Here is a 15735-nt window from a genome sequence, read left to right on the forward strand (position 1 = left end):
TGTCGTGTTCGCCCCCGGCCGTGAGCGCCGGTGCGGCTCCTCGGGGCGTCGAGGTGGTCGCGCTGTGTCGTCGGGGGCCATGAGCTGCGCGTTCTGCGTCACTCGACCCGGTGCTGTTGCTTGACAGGGGTGGGGTGTCGACGTTTACTGAGGCTGTCGAACGTGTGTTCGATTGCCGTCTTCCCCGCGGCGCGTCCCGCGCACGTCGATCCTGCGTTCGACGTGCGCGAATTCGGTGTGAGGGGAGGTGACGTCGATGCGACCGTCGGGAGTCGAGCCGCATGCGGGCTCGGTGACTCCGATCCGGCCGGAGCGGACTGGTGCGTCCAGGGGCGCCGTCGCGCGGCTGGCGGCACTGCCCGGGGTGAGCACGGCCAGTGCGGTGGCCGAGGCCGCCGAGCATGCGAAGGCGGCGGGGCAGGTGCTGCCCGTGGCGTCTCCGCTCGCCGGGTTGCTGCCTCGCGAGGGCCTGAGGAGAGGCAGCACCGTGGCGGTCCGGGGCTCGACGTCCCTGCTGCTCGCCCTTCTCGCCGAGGCGACGGCGCGGGGTTCCTGGGCGGCGGTGGTGGGCGTGCCCGGGCTGGGCCTGGTGGCCGCCGAGGAACTGGGGGTGGAGTTGTCCCGGCTCGCGCTGGTTCCCCATCCCGGCGCGGAGTTCCCCGCGGTCACCGCCGCCCTGCTCGACGGGCTCGATCTCGTGGCGGCACGCCCTCCCGCCGGCCCGGGGAGCGAGACGCTCGCGCGACGGCTGTCGGCGCGGGCGCGGCAACGCGGTTCGGTGCTGCTCTCCCTCGGGGCGTGGCCGGGCGCGGAGGTCGAGCTGCGGTGTCGGACGATCCGATGGACTGGTACCGAGGACGGCCACGCTCACCTGCGCGAACGCGAGGTCGTGGTGGAGGCGACGGGGCGGGCGGCACTGGCTCGGCCGGTGCAGGCCACGCTCCTGCTGCCGGGGTCGAACGGCGGGGTGGGGGCACCGGACGTCGTTCTTCCCGCCACACGGTCGTCCGTCTCGCCGAGCCCGGTGCGGGAGGTCGCGGGATGACTCCTCGGTCGACTCCCGCACGTCGGGTGGTGGTGTGGTGCCCGGACTGGCCGGTGGTGGCCGCCTGTGCCTCGGCACGGCTGTCGGTCCACGATCCGGCCGCCGTGTTCGTCGGTAACCGCGTCGTCTCGTGTTCGCCCGCCGCGCACACGGCCGGGGTCACCCGGGGGATGCGTCGCAGAGAGGCGCAGGCGCGGTGCCCCGAGCTCGCGGTGTTCGCCGCGGACGAGGACCGCGACGCGCGACTGTTCGAGTCGGTCGCCGGGGCGGTGGAGGAACTCGTGGTCGGCGTCGAGGTCGTACGACCCGGGATCGTGGCCGTCCCCGTCGGCGGAGCCACGGCGTACTTCGGCGGGGAGCTGCCGTTGGCCGAGCAGCTCATCGACCACGTCGCCGTCCGCGCCGGGGTGGAATGCCAGATCGGTATCGCGGACGGCCTGTTCGCGGCGATGTTGGCGGCTCGGCGCGGCGTCGTGGTCGAACCCGGAGGCTCGCCCGCGTTCCTGGCGCCGTGGAGCGTCACCGAGCTCGACCAGCCGGACGCGGACCGGGCGGAGCTGGTGGATCTGCTGCGCAGACTCGGTCTCCGCACGCTGGGGGCGTTCGCGAAACTCGCCGAGCGCGAGGTGACCGCCCGGTTCGGGCGTGCCGGATTGGTGGCCCACAGGCTGGCGCGGGGACAGGACGAGCGACCACCGTTCCGGCGGACGCCGCCTCCTGAGTTGGAGCTCGTCGAGTCGTTCGAGCACGCGTTGGATCGGGTGGACACGGCGGCCTTCGCCGCGAGGACGCTCGCGACGCGGTTCCATGCCGGCCTCGCCTCACGCGGGTTGGCCTGTACCCGGCTCGGCATCTACGCCACCACGGAGAAAGGCGAGGAGCTGGGCCGGGTCTGGCGCTGTGCCGAGCCGCTCACGGCCGATGGGGTGGCCGACCGCGTGCGCTGGCAGTTCGAGGGGTGGCTGCGGACGGGGAAGGGAACGCGCCCCACCGCCGGGGTGCGGCTGCTGCGCCTGGTGCCCGAGGAGGTCGTGGAGGGCGAGTCGCTGCAGCTCGGGTTGTGGGCGGGCGGGGGCTCCGCCGAGCACACCCCGGAGTCCGATCGTGCGGGCAGAGCGCTGGTCCACGTGCAGGGGCTGCTCGGTCCGGAGAGCGTCTGCACCGCAGTGCTGGAGGGCGGCCGTGGGCCGGGGGAGCGGGTGCGGTTGGTCCCCTGGGGCGAACGCCGGACACCTTCCGCAGGGCACGACGCTCCGTGGCCGGGCCGGATTCCGGCTCCCTCCCCGACGATCGTCCCCGCTTCGGCTCCGTCCGCTGTCGTCACGGGTGTCGACGGGGCGCAGGTCGGGGTCACGGACCGCAACGAGGCGACGTCCGCACCGGCGTGGGTGGCCGTGGCCGACGGTCGGCCTCGCAGGGTGGTCGGTTGGGCGGGGCCCTGGGTCGTGCAGGCGCGTTGGTGGGCACCCGACGGCACGGGGACGCACGCCCGGCTGCAGGTGGTGCTGGAGGACGAGCGGGGTGAGGCCGTGGACGCGTTGCTGCTGCGGTGGGACGCCGAGCCCCGTGATGGTCCGAAGTGGAGTGTCGAGGGGGTGTACGACTAGCGGACGCCGACGGGCATCGGGACGACCGGGGACACCGTCCGGGAGGGGCGGAGCTTCGGGGAGCGACGAGGTGAGGACGCGGTAGGAGATGGGCTGGAACAACCCGCCGGTGCCGTGGCGGGAGTTGGAACGCGCGCTGTCCGGGCGCATCGAACCGTCGGACCGGCTCGGCGACGGCAGCGACAGTCCCGCGTGGACCCGGCGCAGACAGGAGTACGTGCGTCCCGTCGAGCTGACGACGGTGCGCGGCTCCGACGACACCGGGGCGGCGACCCGGGTGCCGTACGCGGAACTGCACTGTCACTCGAACTTCAGTTTCCTCGACGGCGCGAGCCATCCCGAGGAACTCGTGGAGGAGGCCGCCCGGTTGGGACTCGACGCCGTCGCCCTCACCGATCACGACGGCATGTACGGCGTGGCGCGGTTCGCCGAGGCCGCGCGCGAGGTGGGGATGCGCACGGTGTTCGGCACCGAACTCAGCCTCGGGTTGTCCGCGCCGCAGAACGGTGTGGCCGACCCCGAGGGAGAGCACCTGCTGCTGCTGGCGAAGGGACAGGACGGGTACGCGAGTCTGTGCCGTGCGGTGACGTCCGGCCAGCTCGCCGGAGGTGATCTCGACGCCGCCGACGTCACAGGAGTCGGCCGGTCCCGGGCGAAGGGCAGCGCGGAGAAGGGCCGCCCGGTGTACGACCTGGACGCCGTGGCCGAGGAGGTCGCGGGCCGCTGTGTGGTGCTCACCGGATGCCGGAAGGGGGCGGTGCGCCGGGCGCTGGTCGACGGCGGTCCCGCCGCGGCCGCGGAACGGCTGCGGGGACTCGTCGACCGGTTCGGCCGCGACGACGTGTACGTCGAGCTGATCGACCACGGGCAACCGGAGGACAGCGCCCACAACGACGTCCTGGCGGGACTCGCCGCCGAGTTCGGACTGCCGACCGTGGCCACCAACGTGGTGCACTACGCCACGCCGCAACGCGGGTATCTCGCCCAGAGCCTGGCTGCCATCCGCGCCCGGCGTGGGCTCGACGAACTGGAGGGTTGGTTGCCGTCCGGTCCCACGGCTCACCTGCGGTCGGGTGCGGAGATGGCGCGCCGGTTCGCGCGATACCCGGGAGCGGTCCAGCGGGCTGCGCTGCTCGGCACGCAGTGCGCCTTCGAACTCCATCTCGTCGCCCCGGATCTGCCGCCGTTCGACGTGCCCGACGGGCACGACGAGGCGAGCTTCCTGCGGACCTGCACGTTCGAGGGCGCGGCGGAACGGTACGGTCCGCGCGAACGCAACCCGGAGGCCTACCGGCAGTTGGAACACGAACTCGACGTGATCGAAAAACTCGGGTTCCCCGGTTACTTCCTGATCGTGTGGGACATCGTCCGGTTCTGCCGCCGCAACGACATCCTGTGCCAGGGGCGAGGCTCGGCGGCGAACTCCGCCGTCTGTTACGCGCTGGGCATCACGAAGGTCGACCCGGTGCGGTGGAAGCTGTTGTTCGAGCGATTCCTCGCGCCGGACCGGGACGGCTACCCGGACATCGACCTGGACATCGAGTCCGACCAGCGCGAGAAGGTCATCCAGTACGTCTACGCCAAGCACGGCAGGCTGCGTACCGCCCAGGTGGCCAACGTGATCACGTACCGAGCCCGCTCGGCCGTGCGGGACGCGGCGCGCGCGCTCGGCCACTCACCCGGACAGCAGGACGCCTGGAGCAAACAGATCGACCGGTGGGGTCCGTTGCGGCACGTGCACAGCCCCACGGAGCACGACGTTCCCGAGAACGTGCTTGAACTCGCGGCGGCGTTGGAGGACTTTCCCCGGCACCTCGGCATCCACTCCGGGGGCATGGTGATCTGCGACCGCCCGGTGAGCGAGGTGTGTCCGGTGGAGTGGGCCAGGATGCCGGGCCGCAGCGTGTTGCAGTGGGAGAAGGACGACTGCGCGTCGATCGGGTTGGTGAAGTTCGACCTGCTCGGCCTGGGGATGCTGTCCGCGTTGCACTACATGGTGGACCTCGTGGCCGAGTACAAGGGCGAGCGCATCGACCTCGCCGACCTGGATCTGGAGGACGACGAGGTCTACGCCATGTTGCGCAAGGCCGACGCGATCGGCGTGTTCCAGGTGGAGAGCCGGGCGCAGTTGGCCACTCTGCCCCGGCTCGCGCCGAAGACGTTCTACGACCTCGCCGTCGAGGTGGCGTTGATCCGGCCCGGGCCGATCCAGGGCGGGTCGGTGCACCCGTACATCCGCCGCTACACCGGCAAGGAGTCCTGGGAACACGACCATCCGCTGCTGAAGAACGCGCTCGACAAGACACTCGGGGTGCCGCTGTTCCAGGAACAGCTCATGCAGATCGCGATCGACGTCGCCGACTTCACGGCGGCCGAGGCCGACGAACTGCGGCACGCGATGGGGTCGAAGCGGTCGAGCCGGAAGATGGAGCGGTTGCGACGACGCTTCTACGAGGGCGCCGCCCGCAACGGCGTGGACCACGAGCTGGCCGAACGCATCTTCCGGAAGATGAAGGCGTTCGCGAGCTACGGCTTCCCCGAGAGCCACGCGCTGAGCTTCGCCTACCTGGTGTTCGCGAGCGCCTACTTCAAGCGCTACCACCCCGACGCGTTCCTGGCGGGACTGCTGCGGGCGCAGCCGATGGGCTTCTACTCGCCGCAGTCGTTGGTGGCCGACGCCCGCAGGCACGGCGTGAGGGTCCTCGGCCCGGACGTGAACGCGAGCCTGGCCCACACCACCTTGGAGCCGCGCGGGGAGGGACATGCCGTGCGGCTCGGGCTGGCGTCGGTCCGGTCTCTCGGCGACGGCCCGGCGGAGGAACTGGTGGCGGAACGGCGACGGCACGGGCCGTTCCGCGACATGACCGACCTGGCCCGCCGAGTTCGGTTGACCACGCCGCAGGTGGAGGCTCTGGCCACGGCGGGCGCGTTCGCCTCGTGCGGCCCCGATCGACGCGCGGCACTGTGGGCGGCGGGCGCGGTGGCGCAGGAACGGCCGGAGAAACTCCCTGGTAATCCCGGCGTGTCGGCTCCCGCGTTGCCGGGGATGGACGCGCTCGACGTCGCCGTCGCCGATGTGTGGGCCACCGGGTTGTCCCCGGACAGCTACCCGACCGAGTTCGTCCGGGACCGGCTCGACGCGCTCGGGGCGGTGTCCGCGGAGAGCCTGCAACGGATCGACAGCGGCACCAGGGTCCTGGTGGGAGGCGCGGTGACCCACCGCCAGCGGCCGGGGACGGCGGGCGGCATCACGTTCCTCAACCTGGAGGACGAGACCGGCATGGTCAACGTCGTCTGCTCGGCCGGACTCTGGCAGCGCTACCACCGGGTGGCACGAGCCAGTCCGGCTCTGTTGGTGCGCGGTGTGGTGGAACGCGCCGACGGAGTCGTGAGTCTGCGGGCCGATCGGCTGCAGCGACTTTCCCTGGCGGTGCCGACGACGTCCCGGAACTTCCAGTGACGTCGTCGGCGTGCACCTCAGTCCACCGGCGGGTCGCTGGGCTCCAGCTCGATGAGGTCGCCGTCGGCCAGCAGGTCCTCCACGGACGCGGGCAGCAGGTAGGCGGCGCCACCGCCGGGCTGGTTGAACCAGGGGATGGCGACACCCGCGAGCGCCCGGATCGGTCGCTGCACGCGGTACACGTGGTAGGGCCGGTTGACCCACTCCGGCACGAGCGAGCGCTCCTCGAAGGGCGTCCCCGCCGCGTAGGTCAGGTTGCCGTTGGGGCCGCCGAACCGGTCGAGTTCGCTGCCCACCGGCAGTTCCCGCATCTCCTTGCCACGGAAGAGCGTGAGGGGCGGCTCACCGGGCAGCGGCTGGATCGGCCACTGCTGGCCCTTGCCGCCCTGGCCGTTCGACGAGCCCGACGAGCTCGGCTCCCGGGACGCGGGAGCGGAGGCCGGGGGTGCGGGCGGAGTCGGTCCGCCCTGCGCCGGGGGAGCCGGGGGCGCTGGTTGCCGACGCGGTTCCTCGCGGGGCGGGGCGGGCATGCGCGGCTCGCCGTGCGGCTCGGCGGGCGCCGGTGGGCGAGCGCCGGTGGCCACGTCGGGGGGCAGAGTCGCGGTGATCCGCTGGGGTCCCTGCCGTTCCGGCTGCGGAGCGGGCTGCGGGGCCGGCGCCGCGGTCTCGGGGCGCGGACGCGCTTCCTGGGCCACGCCCTCCGGGGCGAGCAGGAGCTTGCCGAGCATGAACGCCGCCGCGTCCTCGACGTCGCCGAACACGGCCGGGCTGGTCAACTGCTTGTCGTCGTACCAGCCGACCCGCCAGCCCTCGGCGGCTTCCTCCAACGCCCAACCCCGATCGGCGGGCTCGCCGATGCGGTAGGCGGTGGCGGGCACGCCCAGCTCACCGAGCCGTTCGTGGAGGTCCTCCAGCACCGGCTCGTCGTAGACGAGCGGACCCGGCGAGTACTCCGTGGGCGGTCCCTCGTCATAGGCGGGGCCGGTGGGCGGCTGCTCGTCGGCGCGCTGCTGGGCGATCGGCTCGGGCGCACGGCGTTCCCGCTCGGGCTCGGGCGCACCGGGCCTGGGCTGCGCAGGCGGGGCGGGAGGAGGAGGCGGAGCCTGCTGAGCCGACTGAGCCGGCGGCACGGTCGCAGCCGGGGTGATCGTGGTCGGCGGGTCGTCGTCGAGAGCTGCAGCGGGCGTGAACGTGGTCGCGGCGTCGGCCGGGTGTTCCGCCGCGCGATCGTGCTCGCGCTCGTCGTAGCCGTCGTGGTCCTCGTACGACTCGTCGTACTGCTGGTCCTCGTACTGGCGGTCGTAGTGCTGGTCGTGGCCCTCGTGGTAGGCGTCGTCCTCGTAATCCTGCTCGTCGGCCGGGTGACTCTCGGGGTAGCGCTCCTGGCCGCGTCGCTCGTAGTCCTGCTCGGCGGGGTGACCCTCGTAGCGTTCCTGGCCGCGCCGAGGCTGCTCGTAGTCCTGCTCGTACTCGCGCTCGTAGTGCTGCTGCTCGTACGGCTGCTCGGCGTAGTCGCCCTCGTCGTAGTGCTGCTCGTCGTAGCGCTGTTCGTCGTCGTAGCGGCCGTCCTCGGACGCGGGGCCCTCGTCGAACCGCGGAGGTGCCGCGATGCGGGTGCGCTCGGCGTCGCTCTCCTGGAAGTCGGGGGACTCCCCGGAGTCGTGCCCGTCGAAGTCCGGATGCGGCGCGCGGACGGGAGCCGCGAGCTGGGTCTGCTCGGCGTCCGTCTCGGGCGGTTCGGCGTCGTACGGCTGGGGCGGCTCCCGGCGCTGCTGCGCCTGCGCGGCGGGGGCGTGGTCCTGCTCGGCGGCTTCCTCGCGCTCGGGCGGCGGAGGCGGCGTGGGCCGCTGCTGTTGCTGGGGCGGCGGGGCCCCACGCGACACGTGTGTGGCCGCGGCCTGGCGCACCGGATCGGGTACGTCGGGGATGCTGAACCCGTTCGAGCGGATGTGCTGCACGAGCTCGGGCTCCGGCGGGATGCCGTACTCGCGCAGGTAGTAGTTGACGGCCGCGGGCCAGATCCAGGTGCCATCGCTGTGGAAGGCGATCGGCACGGTGCTCTCGGGGTTCGCGGCCAAGCGGTCGAGGTCGTAGCCGCGGCCCGGCACCACGACGGGGGCGCCGTCGAGGTAGTCGAGCACCCTGTCCTGCTCCTCGACGTCCAGCTCGGGCCGGTTCACGGTGGGCCTGCCGTCCGCGCCCGGACCGTCGAAGATCCGGGCCATCCGGAACCGCGGGCCGGGACGTTCGGGGCCGAGGCCCGCCATCCTGCGCATGAGCCAGTCGGGCACGTTGTCCTCGGAACGAGGGAACATGCGCAGCTCGTCGGCGTAGGCCTGGGGCGGCGGGGCCAGATCCCAGGTGGGCTCTTCCCGGTCGTACTCGAGGTTGTAGCTGGACGGGTGGTCGAGCTGGTAGCGGGCGTTGAACCAGGTGCCGCGTCCCTCGCGGTACATGCCTGCGCGCAGCCTGCCGAAGAGGCTGGCGATGTCGTGAGTGGCGACCCACTCCTGGGTGGTTCCGTCGGCGAGGCCGACTTCACCCGTGAGTTCGTGGTACCTCCCCACGGCGCGATACTCGACGGTCACTCGGTGCCAGTCGCGCGGGGCAGCCCGTAGCAAGGAAAGGCCTATCTGCTTGACCAGGGTGTCCTGCTCGGTTGCGTTCAGCTGGGTCGGTAGAGCCACGCCCAACATCTTGGCCAATGAACGCCGCGGATGCACGGCACATGTGCACATCGTCGCGGTACGCCCGGCAATCTACGGTCCTTCCGTCGGTTCGCCGAGTGCGGAGCGCCACATTTCACCGGAACGAAGCAACCTTGGTATGAGACAGCGACCAACAATGGGGCGCAATGGCTACCGAACGTGCCCGTTCGACGACGGGTGACCCCACGGACGTCTCGTTCCGATCGAGTGGCAGGCGTCGTGAGTTGCTGGGCCTGCCGATTGCGGTCGTCGCAGGCGTCGGGATGGCGGCGCAGAGCCGGATCAACGGTGAACTCGGCGGACGGCTGGGTGATCCGATCCTCGCCGCGGTGATCTCCTTCGGCAGTGGGCTGTTGCTTCTGCTCGTCACGCTCGCGGTGTCGGCGAGGATGCGCACCGGGATCGGCCGGGTGCGGTCGGCGCTGCGTGCTCGCGCGCTCCGGCCGTGGCACTTCCTGGGTGGGCTCGCGGGCGCGACGTACGTGCTGGGGCAGTCGGTGTCGGTGACGTTGATCGGCGTCGCCATGTTCACGGTCGGTGTCGTGGCCGGGCAGACGGTGAGCAGCCTCGCCGTCGACCGGCTCGGGTTGGGACCCGCGGGAGTCCGGGTGATCACGTGGCCCCGGGTCGTGGGTGCGGTGCTGATGGTCGGGGCCGTGGGGGTGGCCGTGGGCGGGGATCTCCTCGACGCCGACGCCGAGCGCGTGTGGGCTCTGGTGTTGCCGCTCGCCGCGGGTGTGGGCATGGCGGTGCAGCAGGCGTTCAACGGCCGGGTGGGGGTGGCGGCAGGCAGCCCACTCACGGCGACGCTGGTGAACTTCACGGCAGGGACCACGGCGTTGGTGCTGGCCTGGGGCCTGACCCTGGTGACGTCCGCGCGGGGCCTGCCCAGCACGCTGCCGACCGAACCGGTGCTCTACCTCGGCGGTGTGGTCGGGGTCGTGTTCATCGCGGTGGCCTCGGTGCTCGTCTCGTGGACGGGCGTGTTGTTGTTCGGGCTCGCCTCGGTGGCGGGGCAGTTGCTCGGGTCGGTGGTGCTCGACCTGACGGTGCCGGCCGTCGAGGGCGTCGTCCGGGCCACGACGTTGCTCGGGTGCGGGGTCGCGTTCGTCGCCGTGGTGGTCGCCTCCGTGGGCGGTCGACGTGGCGGCGGGAGACCTTTGGAAGAATCGAGCTCGTGACGGCGACGATTCTCGACGGCAGGGCCACCAAGGACGCGATCTTCGCGGAGCTGGCACCGAGGGTGTCCGCTCTCACCGAGCAGGGGCGCACGCCCGGGCTGGCGACCGTGCTCGTCGGGGACGATCCCGGCTCGCACGCGTACGTGAAGATGAAGCACGCGGACTGCGCGAAGGTGGGAATCAACTCGATCCGGCGAGACCTGCCCGCCGACGTCACCCAGGACGAGCTGCACGCCGTCGTCGACGACCTCAACGCCGACCCCGCGTGCAGCGGCTACATCGTGCAGCTCCCGCTGCCGAAGCACCTCGACTCGGGCGCGGTGCTCGACCGCGTCGACCCGGCCAAGGACGTCGACGGACTCGCGCCGCTGAGTCTGGGCAGGCTCGTGCTGAACGAGCCCGGCTTCCTGCCCTGCACGCCGCTGGGCATCGTGGAGCTGTTGCGCCGCTACGAGGTGCCGCTGCGAGGCGCGCAGGTGACCGTCGTCGGCCGGGGCATCACGGTCGGCCGCACGATGGGTCTGTTGCTGACCAACCGCGACGTGAACGCCACGGTGACGTTGTGCCACACGGGCACCCGTGACCTCGCGGCCGAGGTCCGGCGCGCGGACGTCGTGATCGCGGCGGCCGGATCGCCGGGGCTGATCACGCCGGACATGGTCAAGCCCGGCGCCGCCGTGCTCGACGTGGGTGTCTCCAGGGTCGACGGCGTGCTCACCGGGGACGTGGCACCCGGGGTCGAGGAGGTCGCGGGCTTCGTCGCCCCCAACCCCGGCGGGGTCGGTCCGATGACGCGGGCGATGTTGGTGTCCAACGTCGTCGAGGCCGCCGAGCAGGCCGCCCGGTCGTGAGCACCGCCGTGGAGACCCGCAAGCCCCGCAAGGCGAGCACGGCACTGGAGTACGTGCCGTTCGCCGTGGTGTTGGCGCTCGTCGCGTTCGGGTTGCTGCGCATCGCGATGTACCACTGGCGCGAGGGTGCGGTGCTGATCGGTGGAGCGCTGCTGGTGGCGGCGGTGCTGCGAGCGGCGCTCGCCCACCGCAACCTGGCGTTGCTGACGATCCGCACGCGCACGGTCGACGTGCTGAGTTACGCGGGACTGGGGCTGGTGATCCTCTTCGTGGCGCTCACCATCACCGGCGGCCCACTGCGCTGAGCGCGAGCCGCCCGGCGAGGTACTTCCCGGCCCCGGACACGCCACAAGGGGCGTCTCGGCCATGACGGGGGGATGGCCGAAACGCCCCTTGGCGGGCGGTTCACGACGTGGTCGGGGGCCTCACGCCGTGACGGGTTCGGGTCGGGTCTGCGCGGGGAGCGCGGGCTCGCTGCCGGTGTCCTCGACGTCGGCGTCGACCTCGGCGTCGGCCTCGACCGCGTGGGTCTCGCCGCCGCTCGTGACGTCGAGCTCGACCGCGGGTGCGGGGGCGGGGGTCCGCTTGCGGTCGTACACGCTCGACGCGATGGTCAGCGTGAGGCCGACGACGGCGAGCATGGCGCCCACGATGTTCGGGGACACGAGGCCGAAGCCACCGGCGATGGCGAGGCCGCCGAGGTAGGCGCCGATCGAGTTGGCGATGTTGAACGCCGACTGCACGGCCGCGGACACCATCGACTGCGCGCCACCGGCCTTCTCCATGATCCGGGCCTGCATCATCGGGCCGACCATGAACGAGGTCATGCCGACGAGGAACAGCGTGACGGCGGCGCCGATCTTGCTGTCCGCGGTGACGGTGAACGCCAGGAGCACGACCGCGAGGGCGGTCATCGCGCCGTAGAGGCCGGGCAGGGGGAACCGGTCGGCGAGGCGGCCGCCGAGCACGTTGCCGACGGTCATGCCGAGGCCCGCCAGCGACAGCAGCAGCGTGACGCTGGTGGCGTCGTAGCCCGACACGTCCGTGAGCACGGGGGACACGTAGCTCAGGCTGGCGAACCCGCCGCCGAGGCCGAAGGTGACGATGGCCAGCGCGAACCACACCTGGGGCTTGCGGAACGCGCCCAGCTCGCCGCGCAGGGAGGTGTTGGTGGTCTGACGCTGGTGGGGGACCAGCTTGGCGATCGCGGCGAGGGCCACGACGCCGATCAGGGCCACGACACCGAAGGTGGCCCTCCAGCCGACCTGCTGGCTGAGGAGGGTGCCCGTGGGCACACCGACCACGTTGGCCAGGGTCAGGCCGAGGAACATCATCGACACGGCCTTGGCCCTGCGCTTGGGGCCGGCGAGGGAGGCCGCGACGACGGCTCCTGCTCCGAAGAACGCGCCGTGGGGGAGGCCGGCGAGGAATCGGAACAGCATGCCCGTCTCGGGGTTCGGGGCGAAGGCGAACAGGGCGTTGCTGACGGTGAACACGCCCATCATGGCCAGCAGCATCGTTTTGCGGGACAGCCGTACGGCGACGGCGGTGAGCAGCGGTGCGCCGACCACGACGCCCAGGGCGTACGCGGTGATGAAGTTGCCTGCGGTGGGGATGGAGATGCCGAGGTCGTTCGCGATCTCGGGTAGCACACCCATCATGACGAATTCGGTGGTACCGATGCCGAAGGCACCGATCGCGAGCGCGAGCAGCGCGATGGGCACGGGGCTCCCTTCGGGATTGGAGACAGAGGTCGGTACGGGACGAGCGCGTATCGATACTGGATCGATCAAGAACTACGACGAAAGAAAAGACCCGGCGGGGTCAGGCTCGCTGGGGCTCGCCTGAGAAGGCCCCTGACTTCATCGTCGCCGGATCTGTCCGACGTCCAGTTTCAACGAGATGACGGCCGCCTGTCATCCCGCATAAGAGTGACGCTGCGCACGGACGGGTTTGAGTGCGGCATTCGCGGTTTTCTGCAGCTCACGTGCAGAAGACGCGGGCGTGGGGCGGCGCAGGAAAAACCCCTCGGATCGCAGTCCGAGGGGTTCGAGGTTCGGTCGTCGGGCCGTCGGCAGCGGTGGTCACTCGGCGTGGGCCACGACCTCGCAGTCGGGGCCGGGGAACATCAGTGACTCGTGTCCGTCGGGAAACCGCACGACGTACGGCGGTTCCCCGTGTTCCCCGCGCACTTCGACGATCTCACCCATCTGCTCGGCGGCGCCGACCGTCCGCCCGTGTACGAGGATCCTGTCTCCCACTGATGCCTGCATCGACTACCACCTCCGCATCTTCGAGGGTAGGGGCGCGTCGCGTGGGTGGCGAGTCGGCGACGGGGACGACCACCGCGGCCCCCGGTGTGGGGGTGCCGACGGTTAGCCTCGGGGAGAAACCCCTTCAGAAATCCGAAATTACCGCTGGGTAACCACGGTGCGCGGTGATGTGGTGCACGTCTACCAGTACGCTTGTACCGCTAAGTCGACGAACCGCGAAGACCCGCGAGAGGAGCGTCCCCGCTCATGGCCAAGATCAAGGTCGAGGGCACCGTTGTCGAACTCGACGGCGATGAGATGACCCGCATCATCTGGAAGTTCATCAAGGACAAGCTCATCCACCCGTACCTCGACATCAACCTCGAGTACTACGACCTCGGCATCGAGGAGCGGGACCGCACGGACGACCAGATCACGGTCGACGCGGCGAACGCGATCAAAAAGCACGGTGTCGGCGTCAAGTGCGCCACCATCACCCCCGACGAGGCCCGGGTCGAGGAGTTCGGCCTGAAGAAGATGTGGCGGAGCCCGAACGGCACCATCCGCAACATCCTCGGCGGTGTCGTGTTCCGCGAGCCGATCATTATTTCGAACGTCCCGCGGCTCGTACCCGGCTGGACCAAGCCGATCATCATCGGCCGTCACGCGCACGGTGACCAGTACAAGGCCAGCGACTTCAAGGTCCCCGGCCCCGGCACCGTGACCATCACCTACACGCCCGAGGACGGCTCCGAGCCCATGGAGCTGGAGGTCGCGAAGTTCCCCGAGGGCGGCGGCGTGGCCATGGGCATGTACAACTACCGCAAGTCGATCGAGGACTTCGCGCGCGCGTCGCTGCAGTACGGCCTCGACCGCGGCATGCCGGTGTACATGTCGACGAAGAACACCATCCTCAAGGCCTACGACGGCATGTTCAAGGACACCTTCGCCGAGATCTACGAGAAGGAGTTCAAGGCCGACTTCGAGGCCAAGGGCCTGACCTACGAGCACCGGCTCATCGACGACATGGTGGCGGCTTCCCTCAAGTGGGAGGGCGGCTACGTGTGGGCCTGCAAGAACTACGACGGTGACGTGCAGTCCGACACCGTGGCGCAGGGCTTCGGCTCGCTGGGGCTGATGACCTCGGTGCTGCGTACGCCGGACGGTCGCACGGTGGAGGCGGAGGCCGCGCACGGCACGGTGACCCGCCACTACCGCCAGCACCAGCAGGGCAAGCCCACCTCCACCAACCCGATCGCGTCGATCTTCGCGTGGACGCGCGGCTTGGAGCACCGCGGCAAGCTGGACAACAACGCCGAGCTGATCGGCTTCGCGAACACGTTGGAGAAGGTCGTCATCGAGACCGTCGAGAGCGGCAAGATGACCAAGGACCTCGCGCTGCTGGTCGGCGGCGACACGCCGTACCAGACCACCGAGGAGTTCCTCGCGACGCTGGACCGCAACCTGGCCGAGAAGATCGCCCAGGGCTGACGCGGCCGAGTCCGTGACGTCGAGGCCCCGACTGGTCGGTCGGGGCCTCGACGCGTCTTCGGGGGTCCCATGCGATACGACACCACGCTGAGCCTGCCCCGGTGGCAGACCCGGCTCATGTTCGCCGTCGTCGTCCTGTGCGTGGTGACGGTGGCGGCGGTGTGGCTGGTGGCCGACGGACCGTTGTGGGGGAAGCTCCTCGCCACGGCCGTGCTCCTGGCGATGTGGCCGCTGCTCACGATGCACGGCCGGGTCACGGTGGACGACGACGTGCTCACGTTGGCCGTCGTGCCGCTGTTCCGCAAACGCGTCCCGCTGGCGGACGTCGTCTCGGCGACGCTCACCACGACCGATCCGATGAACGACTTCGGTGGCTACGGCTACCGGCCGCTCGGCGGTGGCGAGGTGGGTTTCGTCTTCGTCGCCGGGCCCGCCGCGAAGGTGGTGTTGTGTGACGGGCGGACGTTCGTCGTCGCGGCCCCGGACGCCGACCGGCTCGTGGCGGTGCTGAGCGAGCGGACGACGGAGGGCGCGTAGGTCTCGCGGAGGTTTCGCACTCGATCAACTCCGGCGGAACGGTGGTTGACTGGAGGAACGCTCGTCCTGACATGACACACCTGGGGGTGCGGAATGCACTACGAGACCACGGTTGCGCCGCCGCGGTGGTTGGACCGCCTGCTGTTCGTCCTTTTCGTGGCCTGTCTCGTCGGAGCAGTGTTCGCCTGGCTGCAGGAAGGGCCGCTGTGGGCCAAGCTCATCCCGACCGCCGCAGTCCTGATGACGCTGCCTCTCGTGGGCGCGCGGGGGCGCATCACGGTGGACGACCACGCGCTCACGCTCGCTGTCGGGCCGTGGTTCCGTAAGCGGCTTCCGCTGGCGGAGATCACGTCGGCGGAGCTGACTCGGGCCGCTCCCATGGACTTCGGCGGGTTCGGTTACCGGTCGCTCGGCGCAGGCGAGGCGGCTTTCGTGTTCGCCGCGGGACCGGCGGCGAAGGTGCACGCCACCGAGGGACGTTCGTTCGTCGTCGGGGCGCCGGACGCCGACCGGCTTGTGGCGGTGCTGAGCGAGCGGGTGACGGAGGACGACTGAGCCCGCAACGGCGGTACCGGATCGGTGCCACGTCGGGATCGGCTGCGC

12 protein-coding genes are annotated in these 15735 nt (G+C 71.0%); 9 read left to right on the forward strand and 3 right to left on the reverse strand.

The features are described 5' to 3' along the window. The first annotated feature begins 256 nt into the window (after positions 1 to 256). From JAV51_RS11760 to JAV51_RS11770, 3 genes are all read left to right on the forward strand, one after another. Positions 257 to 1045 carry a hypothetical protein gene (locus JAV51_RS11760; RefSeq protein WP_231641901.1) on the forward strand — a complete coding sequence of 263 codons (789 nt, stop codon included), beginning with the start codon at positions 257 to 259 and terminating at the stop codon, positions 1043 to 1045. Further along, positions 1042 to 2652 carry a DNA polymerase Y family protein gene (locus tag JAV51_RS11765; RefSeq protein ID WP_197320726.1) on the forward strand — a complete coding sequence of 537 codons (1611 nt, stop codon included), beginning with the start codon at positions 1042 to 1044 and terminating at the stop codon, positions 2650 to 2652. The genes JAV51_RS11760 and JAV51_RS11765 overlap by 4 nt, the downstream gene beginning before the upstream one ends. An 88-nt stretch (positions 2653 to 2740) precedes the next feature. Beyond that, positions 2741 to 6112: an error-prone DNA polymerase gene (locus tag JAV51_RS11770; protein ID WP_197320727.1), complete on the forward strand. Its 3372-nt coding sequence runs from the start codon at positions 2741 to 2743 to the stop codon at positions 6110 to 6112. Positions 6113 to 6129: 17 nt separating this feature from the next. On the opposite strand, the gene JAV51_RS11775 is transcribed toward JAV51_RS11770, so the two are convergent. After that, positions 6130 to 8808 carry a glycohydrolase toxin TNT-related protein gene (locus JAV51_RS11775; protein WP_197320728.1) on the reverse strand — a complete coding sequence of 893 codons (2679 nt, stop codon included), beginning with the start codon at positions 8806 to 8808 and terminating at the stop codon, positions 6130 to 6132. Positions 8809 to 8966: 158 nt separating this feature from the next. Between JAV51_RS11775 and JAV51_RS11780 the strand changes: the two genes are divergently transcribed. The 3 genes from JAV51_RS11780 to JAV51_RS11790 are packed head-to-tail and all read left to right on the forward strand — an operon-like array spanning position 8967 to position 11157. Continuing rightward, positions 8967 to 10001, forward strand: a complete 1035-nt coding sequence (locus JAV51_RS11780; RefSeq protein WP_197320729.1) for a DMT family transporter — start codon at positions 8967 to 8969, stop codon at positions 9999 to 10001. Continuing rightward, a complete protein-coding gene (locus JAV51_RS11785) occupies positions 9998 to 10852 on the forward strand; it encodes a bifunctional methylenetetrahydrofolate dehydrogenase/methenyltetrahydrofolate cyclohydrolase (protein WP_197320730.1) in 855 nt (284 codons plus the stop codon). The genes JAV51_RS11780 and JAV51_RS11785 overlap by 4 nt, the downstream gene beginning before the upstream one ends. Further along, positions 10849 to 11157: a DUF3017 domain-containing protein gene (locus tag JAV51_RS11790; protein WP_197320731.1), complete on the forward strand. Its 309-nt coding sequence runs from the start codon at positions 10849 to 10851 to the stop codon at positions 11155 to 11157. Before JAV51_RS11785 ends, JAV51_RS11790 begins: the two co-directional genes overlap by 4 nt. 120 nt (positions 11158 to 11277) lie before the next feature. Here the strand turns inward: JAV51_RS11790 and JAV51_RS11795 are convergent, their stop codons facing one another. Both JAV51_RS11795 and JAV51_RS11800 read right to left on the reverse strand, forming a co-directional pair. Next, positions 11278 to 12576, reverse strand: coding sequence for an MFS transporter (locus JAV51_RS11795; protein ID WP_197320732.1), 1299 nt, complete (start codon positions 12574 to 12576; stop codon positions 11278 to 11280). A 360-nt stretch (positions 12577 to 12936) separates the two neighbouring features. After that, on the reverse strand, positions 12937 to 13125 hold the full coding sequence (locus tag JAV51_RS11800; protein ID WP_197320733.1) for a DUF1918 domain-containing protein: 189 nt from the start codon (positions 13123 to 13125) through the stop codon (positions 12937 to 12939). A 246-nt stretch (positions 13126 to 13371) separates the two neighbouring features. Between JAV51_RS11800 and JAV51_RS11805 the strand changes: the two genes are divergently transcribed. From JAV51_RS11805 to JAV51_RS11815, 3 genes are all read left to right on the forward strand, one after another. Further along, complete coding sequence (locus JAV51_RS11805) at positions 13372 to 14595, forward strand: NADP-dependent isocitrate dehydrogenase (RefSeq protein ID WP_197320734.1); 1224 nt, start codon at positions 13372 to 13374, stop codon at positions 14593 to 14595. A gap of 69 nt (positions 14596 to 14664) precedes the next feature. Continuing rightward, entirely contained in the window at positions 14665 to 15132 is a 468-nt protein-coding gene (locus tag JAV51_RS11810) for a hypothetical protein (RefSeq protein ID WP_197320735.1), read from the forward strand. A gap of 93 nt (positions 15133 to 15225) precedes the next feature. Further along, positions 15226 to 15687 carry a hypothetical protein gene (locus tag JAV51_RS11815; RefSeq protein ID WP_197320736.1) on the forward strand — a complete coding sequence of 154 codons (462 nt, stop codon included), beginning with the start codon at positions 15226 to 15228 and terminating at the stop codon, positions 15685 to 15687. The last annotated feature ends 48 nt before the right edge of the window (positions 15688 to 15735 follow it).

The sequence above is a fragment of the Saccharomonospora sp. NB11 genome, from assembly GCF_015910535.1.
In the GTDB taxonomy this organism is placed as follows: domain Bacteria; phylum Actinomycetota; class Actinomycetes; order Mycobacteriales; family Pseudonocardiaceae; genus Saccharomonospora.

Bases quoted from the DNA above. Each gene is read 5' to 3' on its own strand.
- JAV51_RS11760 (WP_231641901.1), top strand. From the start codon at position 257: ATGCGACCGTCGGGAGTCGAGCCGCATGCGGGCTCGGTGACTCCGATC.
- JAV51_RS11765 (WP_197320726.1), top strand. From the start codon at position 1,042: ATGACTCCTCGGTCGACTCCCGCACGTCGGGTGGTGGTGTGGTGCCCG.
- JAV51_RS11770 (WP_197320727.1), top strand. From the start codon at position 2,741: ATGGGCTGGAACAACCCGCCGGTGCCGTGGCGGGAGTTGGAACGCGCG.
- JAV51_RS11775 (WP_197320728.1), bottom strand. From the start codon at position 8,808: ATGTTGGGCGTGGCTCTACCGACCCAGCTGAACGCAACCGAGCAGGAC.
- JAV51_RS11780 (WP_197320729.1), top strand. From the start codon at position 8,967: ATGGCTACCGAACGTGCCCGTTCGACGACGGGTGACCCCACGGACGTC.
- JAV51_RS11800 (WP_197320733.1), bottom strand. From the start codon at position 13,125: ATGCAGGCATCAGTGGGAGACAGGATCCTCGTACACGGGCGGACGGTC.
- JAV51_RS11805 (WP_197320734.1), top strand. From the start codon at position 13,372: ATGGCCAAGATCAAGGTCGAGGGCACCGTTGTCGAACTCGACGGCGAT.
- JAV51_RS11810 (WP_197320735.1), top strand. From the start codon at position 14,665: ATGCGATACGACACCACGCTGAGCCTGCCCCGGTGGCAGACCCGGCTC.
- JAV51_RS11815 (WP_197320736.1), top strand. From the start codon at position 15,226: ATGCACTACGAGACCACGGTTGCGCCGCCGCGGTGGTTGGACCGCCTG.